Consider the following 20,455-nt stretch of genomic DNA (forward strand, 5'->3'; position numbering starts at 1 on the left):
AGACCCAATTTTACGGGGGCGGCTTTGCCGCCCCCTTTTTCGTCTCACGGCTTGCTCAAAGCGGCCTTGAATGTAGCCGAAACTCTGGTTTCGGAGCGCCCCTCAGGGCGTCCACTATGAGACGGATGACCCGCCTCGTAACCAGAGACGAGGGAATCAATACGGTCCGGCCACCACTGGTGGCTCAGAATCCAAAGCTTCTGCTACACCTTACGGAGCCGCCCGCTCCCGCCCTCACGATAAAGGAGGCCTTATGCAATCCCCCCAACAACAAGAACAGGACAAGGCATTGCGCAAACAGGAATGGCAGGCCCGGTGCGACCTAGCCGCGGCCTATCGGCTGGTAGCGCTGTTCGGCTGGGACGACCTGGTGTTCACTCACCTGTCGGCACGGGTCCCCGGCCCCGAGCATCACTTTCTGATCAACCCTTACGGGCTACTGTTCCACGAAATCACCGCGTCGTCGCTGGTGAAGGTGGATCAGGAAGGTCAGGTGGTGGAGGCCGGCGGACTCGCACGCGTTAATCCGGCCGGATTCACCATACACAGCGCGATTCATATGGGTCGGGAAGACGCCGGTGCCGTCATGCACCTGCACGCGGCGGACGGGGTGGCGGTGTCCGCGCATCGCGACGGCCTGCTGCCGCTAAGCCAGACCGCCATGCTGTGCCTGGATCACGTGGCCTACCACGACTACGAGGGCGTGGCCCTGAACCTGGACGAGCGGGAGCGCCTGATCGCCGACATTGGCAACAAATCAATGCTGATCCTGCGCAATCACGGCATTCTAACCACCGGTCACGACGTGCCCGAAACCTTCACCTACCTCTATTTCCTGATGAAGGCGTGCGAGATCCAGGTGAAAGCACAGGCGTGTGGGCCGACTTTCATGCCAACGGACGCAGCGATCGAGACCACCAGAGAGCAGTCCCAGTCGCTGGGCAAGGCCGCCAGGCTGACCTGGCCGGCGCTGCTGCGGCTGCTGGACAGCAAGAACCCGGGGTATGCGGTCTAAAGGTCCCGGAGCCATGTAGCCGGAGCTTTAGCTTCGGAGGAGCCGTAAGGCTCCCGGATAAGTCCGGCGGACTGTCGTCCGCTCCGAAGCTGAAGCATCGGCTACATTAAAAGTCGACATCAGGCCTTGCGAGTCGGGTCATCAGCCACCCGAACCAGCATCTTGCCCCGGTTCCTGCCTTCCAGCAGCCCCTGAAAAGCACTCACCGCGTTTTCCAGCCCGTCGACGATGTCCTCCTGGTACTGCACTTTGCCATCGCGAATCCAGCCCGCCATGTCCTCAAGGAAATCCGGCTGGCGTTCGAGGTGATCGGTCTGGATAAAGCCGCGCAGCATCAGTCGCTTGACCAGCACCTTGCCCATGAACGGAATCAGGCGATCCGGCCCTTCGGGCAGTTCGGTCTGGTTGTAATGGGCGATGCGGCCACACACCGGGATGCGGGCGAACACGTTGACCCGCTTCATCACCGCGTCGAACACCTTGCCGCCGACGTTCTCGAAGTAGACATCGATGCCATCGGGGCAGGCTTTGTCGAGCTGGGCTTCGAAGTCGTCGTCCTTGTAGTTCACGCAGGCATCGAACCCGTAGGTGTCCACCACGTGCTGACACTTGTCGTCGGCGCCGGCCACGCCCACCACGCGACAGCCCTGGATCTTCGCGATCTGGCCGACCACCTGCCCCACGGCCCCGGCAGCGGCGGAAACCACCACGGTCTCGCCGGCTTTGGGCTGGCCCAGATCGAGCAGGCCGACGTAGGCGGTGAAGCCCGGCATGCCCATCACGCCCACCGCGGTGGAGATGGGTGCTGCCTGCGGGTCCAGCTTGCGCAGGGCCTTGCCCGGCGCGGTGGCATAGCTCTGCCAGCCGCTGTGACTGAGCACCAGGTCGCCGGGCTCAAGGCCATCGAAATGACTTTCCACCACCTCGCTGACGGTGCCGCCGGTCATCACGTCCCCCAGCTCCACCGGGTTGGCGTAGGACGCCGCCGAGGACATACGACCGCGCATGTACGGGTCGAGCGACAGGTAGATCGTTCTGAGCAGCACCTCGCCCTCGGCCGGCTCCGGCATGGGCGCCTCCCGCAGGACCAGGTGGCTGTCGTCCGGCATCCCGGTGGGACGCTCGGCAAGGATAATCTGCTGGTTGCTGGCCATGTTCGTGCTCTCCTTATCGTGTGGCTTGAATACTTGATGGGGCCCAAGCGGGCGCCGTCAAAGCGGTTGCACCCGGCTGACCGGTTCGCCAGAATGAATGCGGAATCAAGTATTACAGTGCGAAACTAAATCAAACAAAAACAGGATTCGACATGAAAGAGATTGCCCTGGATGACCTGTCTCAATACCGCGGCCAGCTGATCGGCCACAGCCCCTGGAAAACCGTGTCCCAGGACATGATCCAGGCCTTCGCCGACGCCACTGGCGATCACCAGTGGATCCACGTGGACGTGGAGCGGGCGACGCGGGAAGCCCCCTGGAAAAGCCCGGTGGCCCACGGCTTCCTGACCGTGTCCCTGATTCCCCTGCTCAACCAGGGGGCAATGCACGTCACCGGTACCACCGCCAGCATCAACTACGGCCTCAACAAGCTGCGCTTCCCGGCGGCGGTCAAATCCGGCTCGGCCATCCGCACAGCGATCACCCTGAAGGACCTCAGCGCGGTGGACGAGCAACGCGTGCTGGCCACCTACAACACCGAGGTGCAGATCGAGGGTGAGGACAAACCCGCCTGTGTGGCGGAAAACCTGGTGATGTACGTGCGCTAGGCAGCCGGACCAACAAAAAAAGGGGCCATCCACAGGGCCCCTTTTTTCCTACCCGGCGCTTACTCGCCTTCGATCGGCTTCTGCACGATCTTGCCGTCTTCCACCACCGCCAGGGTGGTTTCGGTGACAAAGCCGCCCTTATCGGTCACGGTGGTGACTTCGTACGGGTTGTGCTCCGGCTTGAGCTGGCCCATGGCCTCGCCCATCTTGGCGCGCACGGCCTTGGCTTCGGTGGTGCCGGCCAGTTCCATCGCCTTCACCAGGCCGTACATGGCCAGGTAGTTGTAGGCGGCTTCAGAGCCCGGCATCTTGTCGTACTCAGCCTGGTAGCGCTTGATGAAATCCTGCGCGGCGGCGGTTTCATACACCGACAGCGGCACCACGCCGATGGCGCCTTCCATCATCTCCACACCGCCGGCCACATTGGCCACTTCGTCGATCTTGGCCTGGTCCATGACGATGAAGCCACCCTGGAAGCCCAATTGGCGAGCCTGCTGGACCACCAGACCGGTGGGCTCGGAGGCACCGCCGACGAACATCACGTCCGGGTTGGACGCCACCAGACGGCTGACGCCGGTGTAGAAGTCGGCGGACTTGTTGTAGTCCATCGGGTTCTGGGCAACCACTTCACCGCCCTTGCCGGTCCATTCCTGCTCGATCATCTTGGCCCAGATCTTGGCGTACTCGTGGGTGGCGCCGCCCATGGCCAGCTTCTTGCCCTCGTGACCCAGGGCGTAGTTGGTGAAGGCGCGCACGTAGCCGTCGAAGGTCGGCGGGATACGGAGAGTCAGGCTGTTGCCCTTCTCGGTGACCGTCGGCACGCTGGTGTACGCCATTACCAGGAAGTCGTCCTTTTCATTGAAGTCCTGCAGCGCGAACACGCCACCGGAATGCGGCACGAAGACGGCCGGCACGTTGGATTCCTGCTTCAGGCGCTTGGCGTTCGTCGCCGCCTGGGACGGGGAATAACGATCGTCCAGGGAGATCAGGTTAAGCTTGTAGGTCTCGCCGTCGATCTGGAAACCACCGCTGCTGTTGATTTCGTCCGCCGCCATACGCAGGCCGGACAGGGTGTTCTCACCGTACAGCGCGGCGCCGCCACTGAGCGGGCCGGTAAAGCCGATGTTCACAGTGGATTCCGCCATGGCACCGGTGGACAACCCCGCCCCCAGTGTCGCAACGGCAACGGCACGACCAAGTTTTTTCAGCATTTTCATTGTGTTCTCCTTGGGTATTGCGTCTTGTTGTTGGATTTATCGCGTTCCAGGTCGATCTTTTCTGACGGGCTCCTTAAGCGCCGATATACGCTTTGCGGACCTCTTCGTTGCCCAGCATGGTGTCCCGGTCGCCTTCCATGACCAGTTGGCCGTTCTCCATCACGTAGGCCCGGGTGGCAATCTTCAGGGCCGCAAACGCATTCTGTTCCGCCAGCAGCACCGTGGTGCCCAGACGGTTGATTTTCTGGATGGTTTCGAACATCTGGCGCACCACCAGCGGGGCCAGGCCGAGGGAGGGTTCGTCCAGCATCAGCAGCCGCGGCCGGCTCATCAGGGCGCGGCCGATGGCCACCATCTGCTGCTGACCGCCAGACAGGGACCCCGCCGGCTCATCCGCCTTCTCGCGCAGGATCGGATACAGTTCCAGCACCTCTTCCAGGTGCTTCCTGTTGCCCGCCTTGTCCCGGCGATGCACGTAGGCACCCATCATCAGGTTCTGCATCACGCTCATCTGCGGGAACAGCTTGCGCCCCTCGGCGCACTGGACCACGCCGGCGGACACGATGCCGCTGGGCTTGAGCCCGTCCAGGCGCTGGCCCTCGAACTCGATCTCGCCGGCGGCCGGCCTGTTGAGGCCGCTGATGGCGTTGAACAGGCTGGATTTGCCGGCACCGTTGGCTCCCAGCAGCACCACCAGCTCACCGGAGTCCACGGTCATCGAGATTTGGCTGAGCGCCTTGAAGCTGCCGTAGCAGACGTCGACGTTCCTAAGCTGCAGCATCTTCGTCACTCCCCAGGTAGGCTTCGATCACGACCGGGTTCTCCCGGACTTCCTTGGGCGTGCCTTCGGCGATCTTCTCGCCGTGGTCGAGCACCATGATCTTGTCGGCGATGCCCATGATCATGTCCATCTTGTGCTCGATCAGGCACACCGTGAGGCCGTGGTTGACCATCTTGCGCATCAGGTCGGCCAGCCCCTCGGTCTCCTCCGGGTTCACCCCGGCGGCGGGCTCGTCGAGCAGCACGATCTTGGGATCGGTGGCCAGGGCCAGGGCAAACGCCACGCGCTTGCGCTCCTCCTGGGTGATGTCGGCAATGAAGCGGTTTTCCACATGGCTCAGGCCGACGAAATCGAGCGCTTCCCGGGCCTTGTCGCGACAGGCTTTCTCTTCCGCGCGCAGGCGCTTCGAGTTGATCAGCACGTCCCACAGGCCGGAGGTTGTGCGCAGCCGGTGACCGACGATCAGGTTATCCAGCACCGTCGCCTGCTCGAACAGGTTGGTGGTCTGGAAGGTGCGCCCCACCCCGCGCTGGGCGATAAAGTCGCAGCGCAGCGGCGTGATGTCCTCGCCGTCCAGGACAATCCGCCCGGAGGTGGGCTTGTGGGTGCCGGCCACCAGGTTGAAGAAGGTGCTCTTGCCGGCGCCGTTGGGCCCGATGATGGCGTTGACCTTGTTGGCCTCGAACTCGACGGACACGTCGTTCACCGCCGCCAGGCCACCGAACATCTTGGTCAGGTTCTCGATCTTAAGCATTGTTCTCGACCCCTTTGCCGGTCTGGATTCGGCTTTCCTTCTTCTTGGCCGCCGGCAATGCGGCACTTTGAGCGCGACGATGCAGCCAGCCGAGGAAGGAGCCCACGATGCCGCGGGGGAAGAAGATCACCAGGATCACCAGCAGCGGACCGAACAGGATCATCCGGTACTCTTCCAGGAACTGCAGGGACTGGGTCAGCCAGACGATGCCCAGGGTGCCGACCAGCGGGCCGGACAGGGTGCCGATGCCGCCCACCAGCAGGTAGGTGATCATGTCGAAGGTGTGCAGGATGTTGCCGTCCTCGGGCCCGATGAAGCGCACCATGCCCGCGTACAGGGCCCCGGCCATGCCGGCGTAGGTGGTGGACAGCACGAACGCCATCGTCTTGTTGCGCATCAGGTTGATGCCCAGGGACTGGGCCAGCTCGTCACCGTTGCGGATGGCCATGAAGGTCCGGCCCAGCAGGGAACGGGACAGCTTGCCCATGAACCACATGGCGAACACCAGGAACGCCAGCACCAGGTAGTAGAAGGGTGTGGTCTCGGTGAAATCCACCAGGCCAAAGCCGTGGGGCGCGGCGATGTCACGCACGCCGATGGGGCCGTGGGTCAGTTCCTCCCACTTGTCCATCAGCATGTACATGATGAAGCCCACGCACAGGGTGAAGATGGCGAAGTAGTGCTCCTTCAGGCGCAGGGACACCACGCCCACCAGCAGACCGATGAAAGCGGTCATCACCAGCGCGGCGACGAACGCCGGCCAGAAACTCCAGCCATAATCCGCGCTGAGCAGGCCCAGGGTGTAGGCGCCCAGGGCGAAGAAACCGCCGTGGGCCAGGTTCAGCTGGCCACAGTAGCCGGTGATGATGTTCAGGCCGTAGACCGCAATGGCCCAGATGAAGGCCGACGCCATGACGTAGACCTGGTACTCGTTGCTGGCGACCAGTGGGAACAGCAGCGCCAGGACAATCAGGGCGTACTTGGTCGCCGGCTGAGTGAGCAGGGATGCGAATTTCAACATGATCAGTGCGCCCCCTTCGCGAACAAACCTTGCGGACGGAAGGACAGGATCGCCACGAGCAGGCCGAACGCGATGATGTCCTTGTAACTGCTGGAGATGTAGAAGCCGCCGAAGGCTTCGGCGAAGCCGATGATCATGCCGCCGACGATGGCACCGGGAATGCTGCCCATACCGCCGAGGATGATGATGACGAAGGCCTTCATGATCACCACGTGGCCCATGGCCGGGTACACCAGGTTGATCGGCGCGTAGAGCGTGGCGGCGAAGGCGGCCAGGATGCCGGAGATGGCGAAGGTCATCATCGCCACCCGGTTGGCGTCGATGCCCACCAGGAAGGCGCCCTCGCGACTCTGGGCCATGGCGACGATGGTGGCGCCGGTCATGGTCTTGCGCAGGAACCACTGCAGGGCGATCACCAGCACGATGGCGCCGACGATGATCAGCGCCCGCTGCTGCGGGATGATCAGCCCGTCGAAGTTCATGATGCCCATGAACGGCGTGGTCATGCGGCGGAAGTCCGCTCCCCAGAGCATCTGCACCACCGCTTCCAGGAACAGTAGGATGCCGATGGCGGCGATCTTGTCGTGGATGGGCGGCGAATGCCGCAGGGGATGGAACACCAGCCGCTCACAGAGCACGGCCAGCACCGCGACGACCGCGGCAGAACCCAGCATGGCGATCCAGTAATGCGCACCGAGATCCACCATGAAGAAGTACGACATGAACGCGCCGACCATATAGAGCGCGCCATGTGCGAAGTTGGGAATATGCAGGATGCCGTAAACCAGGGTCAGCCCGAGCGCTACGAGACCGTAGATGCTCCCGAGCGTCAGCCCGTTCACGATGTTCTGGAAAAAGAGGTTCAAATCAGCCCCCTCTTGGCAAGTTGTTGTTATTGGATGCCGCTGGCTTTGGGATACCGGCGGAAGTTGTTATCGAAATCGGAGCCTTTGATCGACTCCTTTGAACCGCTGGTTTTCTAATCCGATCGAGACGTTTTAGTTTTTAATATCACCTTTCTTCCAAGAGTACACCGAGCAGATCGCCTGTCAATATACAGAATGCAATTCCACTCTGCGGACCATTGGTTGGGATTTTGGCGTTATAGTGAAACTGAATGAGGGTGTATCAGGCCATAGCCCGACACCACCGGACGAACCGACGGTATCGGGCCATATGCCATTAAGGGCGACGCGTCGCCGTCAGGCGGACTGCTGCCACTCCTGCTCCTGCAGGGCTCGCCACATCACCTTGCCGGTGGGGGACTTGGGCAGCTCGGTGACGAACTCGATGAGCTGGGGCACCTTGTAGGCGGACATCTCCTCGCGGCACCAGGCCACGATGTCTTCCGCCGTGGCGGAGCCCTCGGCTTCCGGCGTCAGCACGATGCAGGCCTTGACGGTCTCGCCCCGCTTGGGGTCGGGCGCGGAGATCACACAGCATTCGTGGATCGACGGATGCCGGTACATCAGGCTCTCCACCTCGGACGGCCATACCTTGAAGCCGGAGGCGTTGATCATGCGCTTGACCCGGTCGACCATGAAGAAATAGCCGTCCTCGTCGTAGTAGCCCAGATCGCCGGTGCGGAAGAAACGTTTGCCGTCCAGCTCGATGAAGGCGGCCTCGGTCTCCTGGGGCCGATTCCAGTAGCCCACCGTGACCTGCGGGCCATGGCTGACGATCTCGCCCACTTCGCCGGGGCCTTTCTCCTCCAGGGTGTCCACATCGATGATGCGCGAGTCCACGTCGAACACCGGAATCCCCAGGCACTGGGTCCTGGGCGCGTCGGGCGGGTTGATGTGGGTGGCCGCCATGGTCTCGGACAGGCCGTAACCCTCGATGTAGTCCAGCCCGGTGAGGGTCTTGAGCTTGTCGGCAATCGCCGCCGGCATGGCCGCGCCGCCCCCGCCGATGGTCTTGAGGCTGCTGATGTCGTAGTTGGCCAGCTCCGGGTTGGACAGGAAGTCCACCGCCATGGTGACGATGTTGGTCCAGCCGGTAATCCGGTAACGCTCGATCAGCCTGGCCGCCGTGTTGCGCTCCCAGCGGGTCATGATCACCGAGGTGGAGCCGGAGAAGATCGGGCTGTTCATGGAACCGGTCATGCCGGTGACGTGGAAGAACGGCAGCGTGGAGAGCTGCACCGTGTCGGCGGTGCTCAGGTTCCAGAAGGCGCGGTGCACGGCGGTCGCCATCACGCCCCGGTGCACGTGGGTACAGCCCTTGGGGGCGCCGGTGGTGCCGGAGCTGTAGGGAATCACGGCCACGTCGTCGGGACCGGCGGTGTGCGGACCGGGCACGTGGCCGGCGCGGATCACCTCGTCCCAGCTCACCAGGCCGGGGGCGTCCAGCGGGGCGGCCGGAGCGGCGACTTCCGCCGGCAGATTGAGATCCGTCTCGGGATCGATGTAGCTGCGGTAGGCGGCCACCACCACCGTTTCCAGGTGGGTCTTGCCCACCAGCGGCGCGATAAAACCGGCCAGTTCCTGGCCCGCCAGACAGACGGTCGCGTCGGTATCACTGATGTAGTGCTCCAACTCGGCGGCCCGGTTCATCGGGTTCACCGGGATCACCGCCGCGTCCGCCCGCAGGATGGCGTAGTAACCCACCACGTACTGCGGCGAGTTCTGCATGTACAGCAGCACGCGGTCGCCCTTGTTTACCCCCTGCGCCTGCAGGTAACCGGCCAGCGCCTCGACTTCCTCCAGCAACTGGCGATAGGTCATCACTCGGTCGTAGAAGATGATCGCCGGATGGTCCGGGTAGCGCAGGGCCGCGATGGCCAGGTTGGTGAACACGCTGGTCTGGGGCAGCGTCATGGTCTTGGGCAGATCCTGGGGCCAGACCCCGTGGTGTCTTTCAAACATCTCTTGTTCTCCCATGCCGGCCGGCAAGCCGGCCACGTCGTCTTGGAATTATTCGATCGACAGCACAGCCTGCTGCCCCGGCAGGGGCGCCTGGCTGCGCAGGGGCGTGACGGCAATCGCCCGGTCACGCAAAACGGTCACGTCCATATCCGGCGCAATGATGTGCTGGGAACTGCGCTCGAAGCTGAGCCACCAGTACGGCAGGCTGCGGCCGTCCTGGCCGGCCAGCAGGCGCGTGCGCTGGATGGAACCGCTGGACTCGCGCGCCCAGCGGATTTCGCGGACGTCGCTCGCGGCACACGCCGGGAAGTTGATGTTCCAGCACGGCTGCGGCTGCTCGTCCGGCGCCCACAGGGCACGAATGACCCGCTCGCCCAGTTCCGCCACCGGCGACCAGTCGATGCCGTCGCGGTTGAGGAACGCCTGGCTCAGCGCCATGGCCGGAACGCCCATGTGCTCGGCCGAGAGTACCGCGCCGACGGTGCCCGAATACTGCACCGAATCGCTGATGTTGGCGCCGCAGTTGACCCCGGACAGCACCAGGTCCGGCGGGGTTTCGCCAAACCATTCGGCCAGGGCGAACAGCACGCAGTCAGCCGGAGTCCCCGAGACAGCGAAGCGGCGACCGCTGTCGTCCTGGGGATACACCCGCAACGGCGTATGCAGGGAAATGCTCTGCCCCGCCCCGCTGCGATCATGCTCCGGCGCCACCACCCAGACCTCTTCCGCCAGCCGGGCGGCGATGCGTTCCAGCACGGCCAGACCGGGGGCGTTGATGCCATCGTCGTTGGTGATCAGGATGCGGCGGACGATCCGTTCATTCACACCGGGATGGCTCATACCGATGCTCCCTTCGCCCCGTTCTGGGCGATGCGCCAGCCGGCGTCGGCCAGCATGCTGGCCCGCTTGCCCACCTGCAGGGCGTCGGCGTTGCTGGCATTGCCCTGCAGGGCGCGGGCATAGACCCCCTGCACGATGGACGCCAGCCGGAACAGGGAGAACGCCAGGAACACATGCCAGTCCTCGATACCGGAACGCCCGGACTGGCGGCAGTAGCGCTCGACGATCTCCCGTTCGTCCGGAATGTTCAGCGCTTCGAGATCCTCACCCACGATGCCGCGCGAGCCTTCCAGGTCCATGGGCAGGTGATACGGCAGGCAATAATAGGCGAGATCCGCCAGCGGATGGCCCAGCGTGGACAACTCCCAGTCGAGGATGGCAATGACACCGGGCCGATCCGGCGCCAGCATCAGGTTGCCCAGCCGGTAGTCGCCGTGGGCGATGGCGCATTCGTCGTGCTGCGGCAGGTGATCCGGCAGCCAGGCCATGAGCTTGTCCATGGCCGGCATGTCATCGGTCTTGGCGGCCTCGTACTGCTTGCTCCAGCGCGCCACCTGCCGGGCCACGTAGCCTTCCGGCCGACCGTAGTCGCCCAGGCCGATCGCGTTCACGTCCACGGCGTGCAACTGGGCCAACGTATCCATCGCCGCCTCGTGCACCGGCCGGCGCTCGTCGCGATCCAGCGCCCGCAGCGCCGGATGGCTGACCACCCGGCCGGGCATGAAGTCCATGACGTAAAAGGGCGTGCCGATGATGTCCGGGTCCTCGCACAGCACGCGCGCCCGGGGCACCGGCACATCGGTGTGGTCCGACAGCGCCCGGATCACCTTGTACTCGCGCTCCACCATGTGGGCCGACGGCAGGGTCTTGCCCGGCGGCTTCTTGCGCAGCACGTAGCGACCGCTGTCGGTGTCCAGCAGGAAGGTGGGGTTGGACTGCCCACCCTGGAACTGCTTGACGTCCAGACGGTCGCCGATGTAGGGCATGGCGGTCTGCAGCCAGCGCTTGAGTGACGGTTCATCGAAGCGGTGGGCGTCGAGGACGTCCACCAGCTCCGGGTCGAGGTTTGCGACAGCGGCCATGTTCATATCAGCCCACCGTTTCGCCGCCGTCGGCCACAATCACCTGACCGGTGATGTAGGCACTGGCCGGCGTGGCCAGGAACACCGCCAGACCGGCGATGTCCACCGGCTCGCCGATGCGGCGCAGAGGCGTTTTCTCTTCCACCCGCTTGAGGCGCTCCGGGTCTTCCACCAGCGCCTTGGCAAAATCGGTGCGCACCAGTCCCGGGGCAATCGAGTTGACGCGGATACCCTTGGGCCCCCACTCCACCGCCAGGTTACGGGCCAGCGCGGCTTCCGCCGCCTTGGACACGCCGTAGGTGCCGATCACCGTGTTGCCGCGAATGCCGGCGATGCTGGACAGCAGGATCACCTGCCCATCGCCACGCTCGGCCATGTGCGGCAGCACCATTTTCGTCAACCAGAAGGTGCCCTTGACGTTGGTGTCCATGATCTTGTCCCAGGCGTCGTCGGTCATCTCCTGGGTGGGACCATAGACCGGGTTGGTGGCGGCGTTGCACACCAGCACGTCGATGCGGCCCCAGGCGGACAGGGTCTTGTCCACCAGATTCTGCAGGTCGTCCTTGCGACCCACGTGACAGGGAATGGCGATGGCCTCGAAGCCCTGTTCGGTCAGTTCGCCGGCGACTTTCTCGCACACGTCGGGCTTACGACTGGAAATCACGACTTTGGCGCCGGCGCGGGCCATTTCCTCGGCGATGGAACGGCCGATACCCTTGGTGGAGCCGGTGATCAGGGCCACCCGGCCGGTCATATCAAACAACGGATTACTCATGCTCGGGCCTCCGGATCAGTGCGTTTTCGGCTGGTTTTTTGGATAGCCGCGCAGTTCGAGTTTGGCGATGGAATCCAGATGCACTTCGTCCGGGCCATCGGCCAGACGCAGGGTGCGGACCTGGGCCCAGGCCGCCGCCAGGAAGGAGTCCTGGCACACTCCCATGGCGCCGTGAACCTGGATCGCGCGATCCAGCACGCGCAGCGCCATGCTCGGCGCGGCGACCTTGATCATCGCGATTTCCTGGCGCGCCACCTTGTTGCCGACGGTGTCCATCATGTAGGCGGCCTTGAGGGTCAGCAGACGGCACTGCTCGATTTCCAGGCGGGAGCGGGCGATGTCCTTGCGGATGGAATCGAACTGGGCCAGCGGCTTGCCGAAGGCTTCACGCTCGTTGACCCGCTGACACATCGCTTCCAGCGCGCGTTCGGCGACACCGATGGTGCGCATGCAGTGGTGAATCCGGCCTGGCCCCAGACGGCCCTGGGCGATCTCGAAACCGCGCCCCTCACCCAGCAGCATGTTGCTGGCCGGAACGCGCACGTTGTTGTACTCGATTTCGGCGTGACCGTGCGGCGCGTGGTCGTATCCAAACACGGTCAGCGGGCGGATGATCTTCACGCCCGGGGTGTCCAGCGGCACCAGGATCATGGACTGCTGCTTGTGCTTTTCCGCCGACGGGTCCGTCTTGCCCATGACGATGGCGATCTTGCAGGTCGTGGTCATGGCACCGGACGACCACCATTTACGGCCGTTGATCACGTACTCGTCGCCTTCACGGCGGATTTCGCAGCCAATATTGGTGGCGTCGGACGAGGCCACGGCCGGCTCGGTCATGGAGAAGCAGGAGCGGATCTCGCCGGCCAGCAGCGGTTCCAGCCACGCCTTCTGCTGCTCGGGAGAGCCATAGCGGGCGATGGTTTCCATGTTGCCGGTGTCCGGCGCGGAACAGTTGAACACTTCCGGCGCCATGTGGGAGCGGCCCATGATTTCGCACAGGTGGGCGTACTCGAAGTTGGTCAGGCCAGCGCCGTAATCACTTTCCGGCAGGAACAGGTTCCACAGGCCGGCTTCCTTCGCCTTGCCCTTGAGCTCTTCCAGAATCGCGGTCGGCGCCCAGCGGTTCCCGGCGTTGTCGATCTGCTCGTGGTGCCGATGCTCGTTGGGGTAGACGTGTTCGTCCATAAAGGCGAGCAGACGCTCGCGCAGGGCCTGGGCTTTTTCGGAAAGTTCGAACATGTTGTCGTGCCTCGTCTTGTCTTTGTTGGAGCGAAACAATCGTTGTTGGAGCATGCGTCAGGGCCGACGCGCGCCCGGTAAGGGGCGTATCGGCTACAGAGGAACACCCTCCGGGCCTTCGCTGCCGGAGCGGATGCGGAAAGTGCCCTCGCCGATGGCCAGCAGGTTGCCCTGGTCGTCGCGGACTTCACCGGTGCTGTTGAAAATGCGGGTGCCGCCGGCGCGCCGGGTGCCGGTCACGGTGATGGTGCCGCCGCTGCACTGACCGGTGAACGAGGTGGTCAGCGACAGGGTGATGGCCTTGCGGATCCGTCCCGGGAACGGGCAATACGTGCCGGCCTGGGCCAGGGCAATATCCAGCAGCGACGTCAGCACGCCACCGTGGATCACGCCGGCCAGGTTCAGGTGATGGGGCTGCAGGCGCACGGCAATCACCGCCTGCTCTTCTTCCCAGGACACCTGCTCGTAACCGAGCACGTTGTGGAAGCCCGGCAGGTCCTGGCTGTCGAAAAAGGCGTCTTGCTTGGTTTCGGACATCAGACTTTCATTCCCGGCAGGTTGAGGGAGGCGGTGTTGCCGCCGTCCACGGGCAGCGCCTGACCGGTGATGTAACTGGCGTCGTCGGAGGCCAGGAACAGGATGGCGGCGGCGATTTCCTCGGGGTTGCCGTAGCGGCGCAGCTCGCAGCGCGCGCCCAGCTTGTGGGCTTTCTCGTTGGCGCGGGCGTAGTCGAAGATGGGCTGGGTCATGCCGGTCTCGATCAGGCCCGGGCAGACGGCGTTCACGCGCACGTTGTCGCCACCCAGGTCGCAGGCGGCCGTCTGGGTCAGGTTGATTACGCCGGCCTTGGAGGCGCTGTAGGCGTTACCGCCGGCGCCGGAGCGGATACCGGCCACCGAGGCGGTGTTGACGATGCTACCGAGACGGCGCGACTGCATGTGCGGCGCGACATGCTTGATAAAGAGCATGGGGCCGATCAGGTTCACGCCCAGGATCCGATCCCAGTCGTCGCGGTCCTGATCGGTGATGGGGGGATGCTTGCCGGCGATCCCGGCGTTGTTGCAGAGCACGTCGATCTGGCCCCAACGCTTGACGGTCTCTTTCACCAGGGCGACCACGGCCGCCTCGTCGGACACGTCCATGACCTTGCGCAGGTAATCCGCGTCCTCGGGCAGGGCACCCTCGGTTTCCATCAGCCCGGCCTCGGACTGATCCACCAGAACCAGATGGGCCCCTTCCCGGGCCAGCCTCAGGGCCACCGCCCGGCCAATGCCACTACCGGCACCGGTGACGAGGGCCACACGCTTCCTGAACCGCATCATCGGCAGCTCCTTTTGTTCTTGTTGGCTGAGTTGTCGTTCGCTGAGTCTTGCGGCCTATCCCGGACCCGAAGCACTGTCGTTCCACGAAGTCGGGGTCCGCCAATAGGAACTCTCGGATTAATTTGTCACGGCATCCGGTTTTGAGTCAATATTATCGGAAATTAATTTCACTAGTTAAAACACAAAAATCATTTAGGTGAAATCATGACCCAATCCGTTCGGACGCTGCCGGTCCACGCCCCCGCTGTGGACGGCGAACATCTCGAAGCCATTGGCCACCGCCTCCAGCAGCTGGCCGAGCGCCAGCCCGACAAGACCGCCCTGATCGACGATACCGGCCGGGTGAGCTGGGCCGACCTGGTGAGCCGCGTGAACCGCATCGCCAATCGGCTGCGCCAGTGCGGGTTATCCACAGGCGATACCGTGGCCGGCCTGTCGGAGAACAGCGCCGATTACATGATGCTCTATCTGGGCGTGCTGACCGCCGGCGGCTGCATGGTGCCGCTGTCGGGCATGGCCAGCGGTGAGACCCTGGCGCTGATGGTCAACGACTGCGACGCCCGCTTCCTGTTCGTGTCGCACAAGAACGCGACGCTGTACGACGACATTCGCGACCAGCTGGACAAGGTGGAGGCGGATCTTCGGATCGGCCTGGACTACGCGCCATCCGACAGCGGCCAGACCCTGGACGGCTGGCTCGGCGCCGTGGAAGACGAAGCCCGACCGGCCACGCTGGACCTGGACGACCCGTTCAACATCATCTACAGCTCCGGCACCACCGGCACGCCCAAGGGCATCCTGCACGATCACCGTTTCCGCGACCGGCAGATGCGCCGCATGGGCAGCTACGGTCTCAACGGCGAAGCGGTCAACCTGGTGTCCACGCCGCTCTACTCCAACACCACACTGGTGTCCGCCCTGCCGGTCCTGTTCCACGGCGGCACCCTGGTGCTGATGGCCAAATTCCACGCCCGCCGTTTCCTGGAGCTGGCCGAGCACCACAAGGTGACCCACGCCATGCTGGTGCCGGTGCAGTACCAACGCATCCTGGCGGAACCGGACTTCGACCGCTTCGACCTGTCCCACTTCCAGCTCAAGCTGTCCACCAGCGCGCCGCTGCGCGCAGAGGTGATCGCCGAGGCCATGCAGCGCTGGCCGGGCAACATCCGCGAGGTGTACGGTCTGACCGAAGGCGGCATTTCCACCAGCCTCGACTGCGCCGCCTTTCCGGACAAATGGGACTCCGTGGGCCAGCCCACCGAGGGCGCGGAGGTGCGGATCCTCGACGAGGACGGCCAGGAGCTTCCGCGTGGCGAAATCGGCGAGATCGTCGGCCGCGCCGGGGCCATGATGCGCGGCTACTACGGCCGCGAGGAGCAGACCCGCGCCATGCTGTGGACCGATGCCGACGGCCGGGTCTTCTACCGCAGCGGCGACATGGGCAAGCTGGATGCCGACGGCTTCCTCTATATCCTCGACCGGCGCAAGGACATGATCATCTCCGGCGGCTTCAACATCTACGCGGTGGATCTGGAAAAGGTATTGCTGACGCACCCGGCGGTGGCGGATGCGGCGGTGATCGGTATTCCCAGCGAGCACTGGGGCGAGACGCCGCTGGGGCTGGTGGTGTGCAAGGAGGGGGAGACGGTGCCCGACGAGACGTTGCTGGCCTGGGCCAACGAACGGCTGGGCAAGGCCCAGCGCCTGGCGGGCGTCGAGTTCCGCGACGAACTGCCGCGCAGCACCATTGGCAAAGTGCTGAAGCGGGAACTGCGGGCGCCGTACTGGAAGGATTAGCGAGCGTACCGCAATCCCGGGGCTGAACGCGGCACCGTAAAATGGTGCCGAAACTTCAGTTTCGGAGGGTCCGCGAGGGCCCCGGAGGGCAAGGCCCCGCCGCAATTCGCCACCTCGGGCCGCCCGCAGGGCGGCTCGGAAGCTGAAGCGTCCGCTACGTGGCGGGAATCCATCAAGCCCAGAGAGACCAATCGACAGCTTGAAGCTGCACCATAGAAATGTAGCCGAAACTTCAGTTTCGGAGGGTCCGCGAGGGCCCCGGAGGGCAAGGCCCCGCCGCAATCCGCCACCTTGGGCCGCCCGCAGGGCGGCTCGGAAGCTGGAGCGTCCGCTACGTTGCGGACAATCCCTCAGGTTCGCAGCTGCGCCTACCGCTTCCCCATCCCGGCCAGCACCGCCTGGCACTCGGGCGACCGCAGGCGCTCGGCAAAAACGTCCCGCTCCCGTTCCAGAGCCGCCTTGGCCGGCTCGCGCCAGGGGTCCATCATCAGCCGTTTGCTGGCCCGCAGCGCGTCCCGGGGCTGTTTCACCAGCTTGCGCGCGCGCTCCAGCGCGACGGTTTCCGCCTCGCCGTCGCTGACCACCTGCGAGGCCAGGCCGGCGTCCAGCGCCGCCTGCCCGTCCAGGGTGTCACCAAACACGAGCAGGTCCAGCGCCCGGCGATAGCCCATGCGCAGCGGTCCCATCACGGTGGACGCGGCCTCCGGCGACAGGCCCAGATCGACAAACGGCGTGCGGAACCGTGCCGATCGGCCGGCCACCACGATGTCACAATGGAACAGCAGCGTGGTGCCGATGCCAATGGCGATGCCCTCGACGGCGGCGATCACCGGCGTATCGCAGTGCATCAGCCGCTCGATGAAGGCCAGCCCCGCCGACGGCTGGGGATCGGGGTCCACCGCCCGGGCGCGAAAATCGTCCAGGTCGTTGCCGGCGGTGAACAGGCCCTCGCAACCGCTCAGCACGATGGCGTGGACGCTCCGATCGGCGGCCGCCTCGTCCACGGCGGTGGACAAATCGTCGTACATGGCGCGGGTCAGGGCGTTCTTCTTCTCCGGACGCCGGATGGTCAGCCGGACGAGGCCGGGCTCGCGATTCACCTCGATCATGACGTTTCCTCTTGTTGTTCGTCGTGTTGTTTTTTCCATAGCCTACGCATGCATTGCGAAACACTGTTTCACAATTTTCACGATTAATCTATCTTGCCACGGTGGATCTATTTTGGAGAGGCATAACAAGAACGGGCGGAATCGCCCCACAACACAGGAACCGCTGATCGTGCATTATCACCAGATGAGCAGCTTTGCCCTCGCCGACGGCATCCGCCGTCAGGATTTTTCGGCCGTCGAGGTCCTCGACCATTTCCTCCAGCGCATCGAGCACCATAACCCCGACCTCAACGCCATCGTCGTGCTGCGCGCCGACGACGCCCGGCGCCAGGCCGAAGCGGCCGATGCCGCCGCCCAGCGCGGCGAGGATTGGGGCCCCCTGCATGGCGTGCCCATGACCATCAAGGAAACCTTCGAAATCAAGGGCTGGCCTACCACCGCCGGCCACGGCAAGCTCAGGGATCACGTCTCCCCGCGCACCGCTCCAGCCGTACAACGACTGCTGAACGCCGGCGCCATAGTGCTGGGCAAGACCAACGTGCCGGAACTGGCCGGTGACCTGCAGACCTTCAACAGCCTCTACGGCACCACGCACAACCCGTGGGACGCGGCCCGCACCCCGGGTGGCTCGTCGGGCGGCGCCGCAGCGGCGCTGGCGGCCGGACTCACCCCCCTGGAACTGGGCAGCGATATCGGCGGCTCGATTCGCACACCGTCGGCGTTCTGCGGCGTTTACGGGCTCAAGACCACCTACGGCGTGATTCCCACCCGCGGCCACGTACCGGCGGCGCCGGGCCAGTGCCGCAAACGGGACCTGGGCGTGGCCGGGCCCATGGGGCGTCACCTGGAGGATCTCGACCGGATGCTGTCGCTGCTGGTGGGCGCGGACGATATGGAGGCGCCGGGCTGGCAGGTCCACCTCCCGGAAGCCCACTGCGACAAGGTGACCGACCTGACTGTCGCGGCCTGGCCGGATGACCTGTACTGCCCGGTGGATACCGAGGTGCGGGCCGGTTTGCAGTCGGTGATCGACCTGCTGCGCGCCGGGGGCGCCCGGGTCGATGAACAGGCACGGCCGGAGCAGCTGTCCCTGAAAGACAACCACGACCTTTATTACACGCTGCTGGCCGCCACCATGGGCGGCGGGTTTGACGAGACAATGCGGGAAAAACTGAAGGAACAGGCCGGCAGCGGCGATCCCGCCGACTACCGGACCCGCTTCGCACGGGGCGCCACCCTGTCCCACGCCGACTGGATGAACCTGGACGAGCAACGGGCGCAACTGCAACGTCGCTGGCGGCGCTTCTTCGAGCGCTACGACGTGCTGGTCTGCCCGGTCACCAATACGCAACCCTTCCCGCACGATCAGGACACCTCCGCGCTGGATCGCCACCTCACCATCAACGGCCGCCCGCAGCCCTATATGGACGTGACCGTCTGGTCCGGCCTGGCGGTACTGTCCGGCCTGCCGGCACTGAGCCTGCCGGTGGGTTTCACCGACAGCGGCCTGCCCCTGGCGGTGCAATTGATCGGCCCGGCCTTCGGCGATCGCAACCTGCTGCGCATCGGCCATCTGCTGGCCAGACACCTGCACCCCGACGGCTTGCCGATGGCTCGGGAATAGCCGGCACCCCGACTCGCCCTGAACGCGTGTCGGGGGAGTTACCCGATACGCCTATTGCAAACCGCTATGCATGTGATAAATTCTGAAAACAATAATTCGTTGTGCAGACATAAGTTCCGCATAGCGAAATAAAAAGGAACATTGATCTGACAACAACGACCTGACAACAACAAGAGGTTCAGTCATGCCAACGCTTTCCCTGTTCCGTAAGCATCTGTCCCGCAAAAAACTGACCGTCTTCGCCTCCGCAGCCACCCTGAGTCTGGGGGTGCTGTTCAGTGGCGCGGCGACCGCAGCCGATACCATTACCTGGAAGGTCCAGTCTCACTGGCCTGGCTCCAGCAGCTCCTACACCGACAGCCTGGAACGGCTGAAGCGCGTCATCGAGGAGCGCAGTGACGGGCGTCTCGAACTCAAGCTGTACGAAGCCGGCGCCCTGTTCAAGGCCAAGCAGACCTTCGACGCGGTCAGCCGTGGCATTCTGGAAATGGGCACCATCTCACCGTCCTACGCCCAGGACAAGATGACCCTGGCCGGCATCGCCTCCGGGCTGCCGTTCGCCTTCCGCCACGTGTGGGAAGCGGCCTACTTCCACCAGGGCCTGGGCTTCGAGCAGATGCTGCGCGACGAAGCGGCGCAGTATGGCGTCTACTGGGCCACCGACAAGGTCTACCCGACCGAGATGGTGGTCAAGAAGCCGATCGAAAGCTGGGATGACTTCACTTCCCTGAAGATCCGCTCCTCCGGCGCCCTGCAGAAGTTCCTGACCGAAGCCGGCGCGGCAGCCTCCTACATTCCGGGCAGCGAGCTCTACCCGGCGCTGGACAGCGGTGTGGTGGACGGCGCCCACTGGGGTGCGGCCCAGGGCGCCTTCTCCATGGGCCTGTATGAAGTGGCGAAGTACCACGTCAAACCGGCCCTGAACATCGCCGGCACCGACGTCATCATCGTCAGCCAGAAAGCGCTGGACAAGCTGCCGGAAGACCTCCAGGCCATCGTCAAACAGGCCCTGGAAGAGCAGTTCTGGTTCCGCACCAACGAGTACCAGTTCAAGGAACAGGTCGCCCTGTCCAAGGCCATCAAGGAAGAAGGCGTGCAGGTCAACACCCTGCCGGACGACGTGCAGAACCGTCTGACCCAGGCCGCCCAGGGCATGTGGGACGAGGAAGGCAAGCGCAGCGAGCGCGCCCAGCAAGCCCTCGACATGCTCAAGGACTACCTGCGCGAACTGGGCTACCTGTAACCCCCAC

General features: G+C 64.3%; 19 protein-coding genes. 5 read left to right on the forward strand and 14 right to left on the reverse strand.

Annotation, left to right across the window (positions count from 1 at the left end; all coding sequences use genetic code 11):
• The first annotated feature begins 253 nt into the window (after window positions 1–253).
• Window positions 254–1,015 (forward strand): class II aldolase/adducin family protein, encoded by a 762-nt coding sequence (locus GQB00_RS12275; protein ID WP_165856414.1) that lies wholly within the window; start codon window positions 254–256, stop codon window positions 1,013–1,015.
• A gap of 119 nt (window positions 1,016–1,134) precedes the next feature.
• Here GQB00_RS12275 and GQB00_RS12280 read toward each other — a convergent pair whose 3' ends face one another.
• Entirely contained in the window at window positions 1,135–2,169 is a 1,035-nt protein-coding gene (locus tag GQB00_RS12280) for an NADP-dependent oxidoreductase (protein ID WP_111493306.1), read from the reverse strand.
• A 152-nt stretch (window positions 2,170–2,321) separates the two neighbouring features.
• Between GQB00_RS12280 and GQB00_RS12285 the strand changes: the two genes are divergently transcribed.
• On the forward strand, window positions 2,322–2,777 hold the full coding sequence (locus GQB00_RS12285) for a MaoC family dehydratase (protein WP_165856415.1): 456 nt from the start codon (window positions 2,322–2,324) through the stop codon (window positions 2,775–2,777).
• Window positions 2,778–2,836: 59 nt separating this feature from the next.
• Here the strand turns inward: GQB00_RS12285 and GQB00_RS12290 are convergent, their stop codons facing one another.
• The 12 genes from GQB00_RS12290 to GQB00_RS12345 all read right to left on the reverse strand — a co-directional run bounded on the left by GQB00_RS12290 (window position 2,837) and on the right by GQB00_RS12345 (window position 14,675).
• Complete coding sequence (locus tag GQB00_RS12290) at window positions 2,837–3,994, reverse strand: ABC transporter substrate-binding protein (RefSeq protein WP_111493302.1); 1,158 nt, start codon at window positions 3,992–3,994, stop codon at window positions 2,837–2,839.
• Between the two features lie 73 nt (window positions 3,995–4,067).
• Window positions 4,068–4,775 carry an ABC transporter ATP-binding protein gene (locus tag GQB00_RS12295; RefSeq protein WP_111493300.1) on the reverse strand — a complete coding sequence of 236 codons (708 nt, stop codon included), beginning with the start codon at window positions 4,773–4,775 and terminating at the stop codon, window positions 4,068–4,070.
• The gene (locus GQB00_RS12300) at window positions 4,762–5,529 is read right to left on the reverse strand and encodes an ABC transporter ATP-binding protein (protein ID WP_165856416.1); all 768 of its coding nucleotides are present in this window, start codon (window positions 5,527–5,529) and stop codon (window positions 4,762–4,764) included. The genes GQB00_RS12295 and GQB00_RS12300 overlap by 14 nt, the downstream gene beginning before the upstream one ends.
• Window positions 5,522–6,550: a branched-chain amino acid ABC transporter permease gene (locus tag GQB00_RS12305; protein WP_165856417.1), complete on the reverse strand. Its 1,029-nt coding sequence runs from the start codon at window positions 6,548–6,550 to the stop codon at window positions 5,522–5,524. The genes GQB00_RS12300 and GQB00_RS12305 overlap by 8 nt, the downstream gene beginning before the upstream one ends.
• 2 nt (window positions 6,551–6,552) lie before the next feature.
• The gene (locus GQB00_RS12310; protein ID WP_111493294.1) at window positions 6,553–7,416 is read right to left on the reverse strand and encodes a branched-chain amino acid ABC transporter permease; all 864 of its coding nucleotides are present in this window, start codon (window positions 7,414–7,416) and stop codon (window positions 6,553–6,555) included.
• Window positions 7,417–7,752: 336 nt separating this feature from the next.
• Complete coding sequence (locus GQB00_RS12315) at window positions 7,753–9,417, reverse strand: long-chain fatty acid--CoA ligase (RefSeq protein ID WP_165856418.1); 1,665 nt, start codon at window positions 9,415–9,417, stop codon at window positions 7,753–7,755.
• 48 nt (window positions 9,418–9,465) lie between these two features.
• Window positions 9,466–10,257, reverse strand: a complete 792-nt coding sequence (surE, locus tag GQB00_RS12320; RefSeq protein WP_207950679.1) for a 5'/3'-nucleotidase SurE — start codon at window positions 10,255–10,257, stop codon at window positions 9,466–9,468.
• Entirely contained in the window at window positions 10,254–11,339 is a 1,086-nt protein-coding gene (locus GQB00_RS12325; RefSeq protein WP_165856419.1) for a phosphotransferase, read from the reverse strand. Before GQB00_RS12325 ends, surE begins: the two co-directional genes overlap by 4 nt.
• 7 nt (window positions 11,340–11,346) lie before the next feature.
• On the reverse strand, window positions 11,347–12,114 hold the full coding sequence (locus GQB00_RS12330) for an SDR family NAD(P)-dependent oxidoreductase (RefSeq protein ID WP_165856420.1): 768 nt from the start codon (window positions 12,112–12,114) through the stop codon (window positions 11,347–11,349).
• A 15-nt stretch (window positions 12,115–12,129) separates the two neighbouring features.
• Window positions 12,130–13,353, reverse strand: a complete 1,224-nt coding sequence (locus GQB00_RS12335; RefSeq protein WP_165856421.1) for an acyl-CoA dehydrogenase family protein — start codon at window positions 13,351–13,353, stop codon at window positions 12,130–12,132.
• A gap of 93 nt (window positions 13,354–13,446) precedes the next feature.
• Window positions 13,447–13,890 carry a PaaI family thioesterase gene (locus GQB00_RS12340; protein WP_111493286.1) on the reverse strand — a complete coding sequence of 148 codons (444 nt, stop codon included), beginning with the start codon at window positions 13,888–13,890 and terminating at the stop codon, window positions 13,447–13,449.
• On the reverse strand, window positions 13,890–14,675 hold the full coding sequence (locus GQB00_RS12345; RefSeq protein WP_111493284.1) for an SDR family NAD(P)-dependent oxidoreductase: 786 nt from the start codon (window positions 14,673–14,675) through the stop codon (window positions 13,890–13,892). The genes GQB00_RS12340 and GQB00_RS12345 overlap by 1 nt, the downstream gene beginning before the upstream one ends.
• Before the next feature lie 204 nt (window positions 14,676–14,879).
• On the opposite strand from GQB00_RS12345, the gene GQB00_RS12350 reads away from it, so the two are divergent.
• Window positions 14,880–16,472, forward strand: a complete 1,593-nt coding sequence (locus GQB00_RS12350) for a class I adenylate-forming enzyme family protein (RefSeq protein WP_165856422.1) — start codon at window positions 14,880–14,882, stop codon at window positions 16,470–16,472.
• Between the two features lie 368 nt (window positions 16,473–16,840).
• Here the strand turns inward: GQB00_RS12350 and GQB00_RS12355 are convergent, their stop codons facing one another.
• Window positions 16,841–17,581 carry an enoyl-CoA hydratase/isomerase family protein gene (locus GQB00_RS12355; RefSeq protein WP_111493280.1) on the reverse strand — a complete coding sequence of 247 codons (741 nt, stop codon included), beginning with the start codon at window positions 17,579–17,581 and terminating at the stop codon, window positions 16,841–16,843.
• Window positions 17,582–17,750: 169 nt separating this feature from the next.
• Here GQB00_RS12355 and GQB00_RS12360 point away from each other — a divergent pair, with 169 nt between their 5' ends.
• Together GQB00_RS12360 and dctP are read left to right on the forward strand one after the other, a co-directional pair.
• Window positions 17,751–19,205 (forward strand): amidase, encoded by a 1,455-nt coding sequence (locus GQB00_RS12360; protein ID WP_165856423.1) that lies wholly within the window; start codon window positions 17,751–17,753, stop codon window positions 19,203–19,205.
• Between the two features lie 184 nt (window positions 19,206–19,389).
• On the forward strand, window positions 19,390–20,448 hold the full coding sequence (gene dctP / locus GQB00_RS12365) for a TRAP transporter substrate-binding protein DctP (RefSeq protein WP_165856424.1): 1,059 nt from the start codon (window positions 19,390–19,392) through the stop codon (window positions 20,446–20,448).
• Window positions 20,449–20,455: the final 7 nt, after the last annotated feature.

Origin of the sequence: Marinobacter sp. JSM 1782161 (genome assembly GCF_011421605.1) — a bacterium.
GTDB classification, from domain to species: domain Bacteria; phylum Pseudomonadota; class Gammaproteobacteria; order Pseudomonadales; family Oleiphilaceae; genus Marinobacter_A; species Marinobacter_A bohaiensis.

Bases quoted from the DNA above. Each gene is read 5' to 3' on its own strand.
- GQB00_RS12350 (WP_165856422.1), top strand. From the start codon at position 14,880: ATGACCCAATCCGTTCGGACGCTGCCGGTCCACGCCCCCGCTGTGGAC.
- GQB00_RS12340 (WP_111493286.1), bottom strand. From the start codon at position 13,890: ATGTCCGAAACCAAGCAAGACGCCTTTTTCGACAGCCAGGACCTGCCG.
- GQB00_RS12345 (WP_111493284.1), bottom strand. From the start codon at position 14,675: ATGATGCGGTTCAGGAAGCGTGTGGCCCTCGTCACCGGTGCCGGTAGT.
- GQB00_RS12315 (WP_165856418.1), bottom strand. From the start codon at position 9,417: ATGTTTGAAAGACACCACGGGGTCTGGCCCCAGGATCTGCCCAAGACC.
- GQB00_RS12325 (WP_165856419.1), bottom strand. From the start codon at position 11,339: ATGGCCGCTGTCGCAAACCTCGACCCGGAGCTGGTGGACGTCCTCGAC.
- dctP (WP_165856424.1), top strand. From the start codon at position 19,390: ATGCCAACGCTTTCCCTGTTCCGTAAGCATCTGTCCCGCAAAAAACTG.
- GQB00_RS12290 (WP_111493302.1), bottom strand. From the start codon at position 3,994: ATGAAAATGCTGAAAAAACTTGGTCGTGCCGTTGCCGTTGCGACACTG.
- GQB00_RS12335 (WP_165856421.1), bottom strand. From the start codon at position 13,353: ATGTTCGAACTTTCCGAAAAAGCCCAGGCCCTGCGCGAGCGTCTGCTC.
- GQB00_RS12355 (WP_111493280.1), bottom strand. From the start codon at position 17,581: ATGATCGAGGTGAATCGCGAGCCCGGCCTCGTCCGGCTGACCATCCGG.
- GQB00_RS12330 (WP_165856420.1), bottom strand. From the start codon at position 12,114: ATGAGTAATCCGTTGTTTGATATGACCGGCCGGGTGGCCCTGATCACC.
- GQB00_RS12300 (WP_165856416.1), bottom strand. From the start codon at position 5,529: ATGCTTAAGATCGAGAACCTGACCAAGATGTTCGGTGGCCTGGCGGCG.
- GQB00_RS12280 (WP_111493306.1), bottom strand. From the start codon at position 2,169: ATGGCCAGCAACCAGCAGATTATCCTTGCCGAGCGTCCCACCGGGATG.
- GQB00_RS12275 (WP_165856414.1), top strand. From the start codon at position 254: ATGCAATCCCCCCAACAACAAGAACAGGACAAGGCATTGCGCAAACAG.
- GQB00_RS12305 (WP_165856417.1), bottom strand. From the start codon at position 6,550: ATGTTGAAATTCGCATCCCTGCTCACTCAGCCGGCGACCAAGTACGCC.
- GQB00_RS12285 (WP_165856415.1), top strand. From the start codon at position 2,322: ATGAAAGAGATTGCCCTGGATGACCTGTCTCAATACCGCGGCCAGCTG.
- GQB00_RS12295 (WP_111493300.1), bottom strand. From the start codon at position 4,775: ATGCTGCAGCTTAGGAACGTCGACGTCTGCTACGGCAGCTTCAAGGCG.
- surE (WP_207950679.1), bottom strand. From the start codon at position 10,257: ATGAGCCATCCCGGTGTGAATGAACGGATCGTCCGCCGCATCCTGATC.